Annotated in this window: 1 protein-coding gene; it reads left to right on the top strand. The window is 63.2% G+C overall.

What is annotated here, in order from left to right:
* Positions 1 to 93 precede the first annotated feature (93 nt).
* The coding region (locus HHL14_RS32525) for a two-partner secretion domain-containing protein (protein WP_169501699.1) at positions 94 to 5,034 on the top strand (4,941 nt) is incomplete at its 3' end.

Here is a 5,034-nt window from a genome sequence, read left to right as displayed (position 1 = left end):
CCCACGGTCATCGGGGACTGAAGTTGTTGAAACGTATTGGAAGCGACGAGTCGTTGCATAGAGCTTCATCCAGCATCACGGGTAAAATAAAAAATGAATAATCGTTGTTTCCGGCTTGTGTTCAGCAAGCTTCGGGGTATGCTCATTGCCGTCGCAGAAACTGCAATTGGGCGTGGAAACTCTCGTCACGGTGAAGCCGGCCCATCGGCCGCGCAGCGATCCTTCACGCTTTTCGCAATGCGTCACACGGCTTTTGCCGTGCTGGTACTAGCTGGTTTCGCCCCCGCTCTCGCAGATGCGCAAATCGTGCCGTCTGGCGCGCACGCGCCGAACGTGATCAATACGGCAAATGGATTGCCTCAAGTAAATATCACGAAGCCGTCCGGCGCCGGCGTGTCACTTAACACGTATTCACAATTCGACGTATCGAAGCAGGGCGCGATTCTCAACAATTCGCCCGTTAATACGAACACCCAACTCGCGGGACAGATATCCGGTAATCCGAATTTTGGATCGAACGACGCCGCGAAGATAATCGTCAACCAGGTCAACAGCAATAATCCTTCGCAGTTGCGCGGCTACGTTGAAGTCGCGGGTCAGAAAGCCGCGGCGGTCGTCATCGCAAATAGTTCTGGCCTGGTTGTGGATGGCGGCGGCTTCATCAATACGTCAAAAGGCATTTTGACGACCGGCAATCCGCTGATTGACGGTGGTGGCAACCTGACGGGCTTTAACGTCACCGGCGGCATGATCACCGTGCAGGGCGCGGGCCTGAACGCTTCGAATATCGACGAGGTCGATCTGCTGGCGAGGGCCGTGCAGGTTAATGCGGCGATCTACGCCAATACGCTGAACGTGACGACCGGCTCGAACAATATCGACTACGCGAGCCTGGCGCCGACGGCCATCGCCGGCAGCGAGCCCGCGCCCGCTGTCTCAATCGACGTCGCGCAGCTCGGCGGTATGTACGCCAACCGCATCATCCTGGTGGGCAACGAGAACGGTGTCGGGGTCGCAAATGCCGGCACGATTGCCGCACAGGCCGGCGATCTCACGCTGACGACCTCGGGCCAGCTCGTTCAGTCGGGCAAGATGACCGCAAGCGGCAACCTCGGCATCAATGCGGCAAGCGTCGCGAATACGGGGACCCTCTACGCGCAGCAGGATACGAGCGTCGGTTCGACGGGCGCGCTGACGAACAGCGGCACGCTCGCCGCGCAACAGAACACCACGATCAATGCCGCGTCCGTCGATTCAAACGGTACGCTCGGCGCGGGCGTGAACAACGATGGCTCGGTCGGTACCTCGGGCGACCTCAACGTTTCGACGAGCGGACAGCTCAACGCGACCGGCGAGAACGTCGCGGGCGTCAATGCGTCTTTTGCAGGTAGCGGCGTCAATCTCGCGGGTAGCGAGACGGCGGCGAACGGTAACGTATCGCTGACGGCAACCGCAGGCGATCTGAACCTCGCGGGCGCGACGACGAGCGCAGGTGGTGCGGTCGTCGCGAATGCGGCGGGTACGCTCGTCAACGATCACGGTACGCTCACGGGCGGCGCGGTGACGCTCAACGCAGGCAACCTGTCGAACCAGAACGGCGATATTTCGTCGCAAGGTCCGCTCGTCGCACAGGCGTCGGGCCAGCTCACCAATCAGGGCGGCTCGATTGTCTCGCAGGGTGCGATGCAGGTCAGCGGCGGCGCCATCGCGAACAACCAGGGGACGATGCAGAGCGCGGCGGGCATGTCGGTGTCCGGAGCGTCACTCGACAACACCGCGGGCCGCATTACGTCACTGAATGGCGACGGCCTTTCGGTCACGACGACGGGCCAGCTTGTGAACGCGGGGGGTACGACCGCGACCGGCGCACAGGGCGGCGTTATCGGCGGCAATGGCGCGGTGACGCTGCAAGGCGGGACCATTGCCAATCACGGCACGGTATCGGCGCAAACCGACCTCCAGGTGACCGGGCAATCGGTCGACAACAGCAACGGCTCGCTCGGCGCATCGGGCAATACGACGGTGAATGCCGGTTCGCATCTGACCAACAGCGGCGGATCGATCGCGGCAGGCCAGACGGTGACGGAAAGCGCGACCACGCTCGACAACAGTTCCGGAACGACGCAGGCCGCGCAGGTATCGCTCAACGCGACCAACCTCGTCAATCACGCGGGAACGATTACGCAGACGGGTAACGGCCCGATGAACGTCGCGGTCTCGGGAACGCTCGATAATTCGGCGGGCGGCACGCTCCAGACGAACAGCACGGACCTGACGCTTTCCCCTGCCACGCTCGATAACGACGGGGGCACGATTACGCACGCGGGCACCGGCACGCTGACGATTGCGCCGGCCAACGGTGCAGGATCGATCTCGAACGCGGGCGGCACCATCCAGAGCAATGGGCAGGTCGTCACCGAAGCCAGTGCGTTCAACAACGCTGCGGGTCTGGTGCTCGGCCAGACCGGGCTGACGGCAACGGTCGGCAACGCGCTCGACAACACGAACGGCAAGCTGCTCTCGAATGCAGACCTGAGCCTCGCGAGCGGGTCGCTGACCAACAACGGTGGCGAGATCGGCGCGGCCTCGAACGAGACCATCCATAGCGGGTCGCTGACCAATAACGGCGGCTCGATCGTCGCACCGAATCTGGCGCTCGCAATCGGCTCCACGCTCGACAATAGCGGCGGCGATATCGAGGCGAACCAGCTCGCGCTCGGCGCGACGGATCTTGTCAACCACGGCGGGACGATTACGCAGTATGGCGCGTCGCCGATGAGCGTCAACGTCAGCAACACGCTCGACAACTCGAACGGCGGCACGCTCCAGACGAACAGCACGGACCTGACGCTCGCCCCCGCTACGCTCGATAACGACGGCGGCACGATTACGCATGCCGGAACGGGCACACTGACGATTGCACCAGGCAACGGTTCGGGCTCCGTATCAAATGTAGGCGGAAAAATTATCTCCGCCGGCCAGATCGCGGCACAGGCGGGGAGCCTGAACAACGCGACCGGCGTACTCGCCGCGCAGGGCAATATCGCGGCGAACGTCGCGGGCAATATCAACAACACGCAGGGCTCGATACGTTCGCTCGCGTCTCTGTCGCTCGTGAGCGGCGGCGCGCTGACGAATACGAACGGCCAGATCCAGTCGGGTACGGGAGCAACGGACGATACGAGCACGCTCGGCGTTCAGGCCGCGTCCATCGACAATACGGGTGGTCTTGTCAGTAACCTCGGCACGGGCAATACGACCGTCCAGGGCGGCAGCCAGACCATCAACAGCGGTGGCGTCATGACGGGCAACGGTAACGTGGCCGTCGACACGTCATCGCTCTCCAATACGCAGGGCGGCCAGGTGAGCGGCGCAAGCGTCGACGTCCAGGCGAATACCGTCGATAACAGCGGCGGTGTGATTGGCAGTTTCGCGGGTCCGACCGGCGACGTTGCCATCACGACGACCGGCGCAATGACGAACACCAACGGGCAGGTCGGCGCGACGCACGATCTGACGTTGAATGCAGCGGCACTGACGGGCGGCGGTGCATACAGCGCCGCCAACGATGTCGCGGTGAACGTTCAGGGCGACTTCGCGCCCACTCCCGATCTGCAATTCAGCGCAGGTCACGATCTGACCTTTACCCTTCCCGGTACGTTTAGCAACGGCGCAACGCTGCAGGCGGTCAACAACCTTGGCATCAACGCGGGCGATATCGCCAATAGCGGCGCAATGATGGCGGGCGGCACGCTCACCACGCACTCGAACACGCTGGAGAATACGGGCGCGATTGTCGGCGGTAGCGTCTCGCTCAATGCGACGCAATCGATCACGAATGTGGGGCCGACTGCACTGATCGGCGCGACGGACAGTAACGGCCTGCTTGAAATCCTTGCGCCCGACATCGAGAACCGCGACGACACCACCGCGACCGATACGCAGGCGACGACCGCGATCTTTGGTCTCGGCAAAGTCGTGCTGGCGGGTGGTAAGGACGCGAGCGGCAACTACACGAACGCGAACCTGATCGACAACGTGTCGGCCCTCATTCAGTCCTCGGGCGACATGGAATTGCATGCGAACCAGGTTACGAACACGCGGCGCGTGATGACGACCGACGGGGCCTACACCGAGGCGGTCGATCCGACGCTCATCGAGCAGCTCGGCATCAGCCTGTCTGGCTGCGCAGCCGCTGACATGGCGGCGTGCGGCCCGGGCAATCCGCAGGTCATGGGCGTCCAGTTCAATCCGACTGCTTCTAACTACGATCCCGCCGTCATCGCCGCGTTGCAGGCCCAGCCAGGCGGCATGCCGATCATTCCGCCGAACGGCGGCCAGTGGAACAGCACCTACCAGTACACGACCTATACGGGCGTGGCGCTCGCGAACCTGATCACGGGGATCAGCCCGCAGGCGCAGATCATCGCTGGGGGCAACCTGGACGTGTCGAAGGTGGGCACCTTCCAGAACTACTGGAGCGCGGTCGCGGCGGTCGGCAACATCTCCGCGCCCGTGACGCTCGATCAGAATAGCTGGCGCGGGCAGCTTGCGCCCGGCGTGCAGGTCACCTACTCGGGGCAGTATCACTACAACAACTACGACAACTCCGAACACAACTGGCAGTTGCCGTTCGGCAACGCGACGTTCGTGACCTCCAATCCTGGCGGCTACCAGGTCGCGCCCGCTGACATCCGCACCTACGCGTTGCCGAGCTACGAATCGACCTTCGTCGCGGGGGGCACGCTTTCCGGTACGGGCGTCAATATCGACAATACGGCGGGTAATGCGGGCGTTCCTTCGCTCGGTCTGGTCCCCGGCCAGTCGCTGGGCGGCGTGACGGTTGGTGGAGTCAGTGGCAGCGCGGGCGGCTCGAAGGGCGGAGCGGCTTCGGTCAATGGCGGCTCGGGGCTCGTTAATCCCGTTATCGCGAGCGCGACGGCGGTCAACGTCCTGAGCAACCTGACGATCCCGCAGGGTGGGCTGTTCAGACCGGATACCGCGCCGAACGCGCCGTACCTGATCGAGACGAAT

The sequence above is a fragment of the Paraburkholderia antibiotica genome (assembly GCF_012927125.1).
Taxonomy (GTDB): Bacteria; Pseudomonadota; Gammaproteobacteria; order Burkholderiales; family Burkholderiaceae; genus Paraburkholderia; species Paraburkholderia antibiotica.
This window is presented reverse-complemented; position numbering and strand designations above follow the sequence as displayed.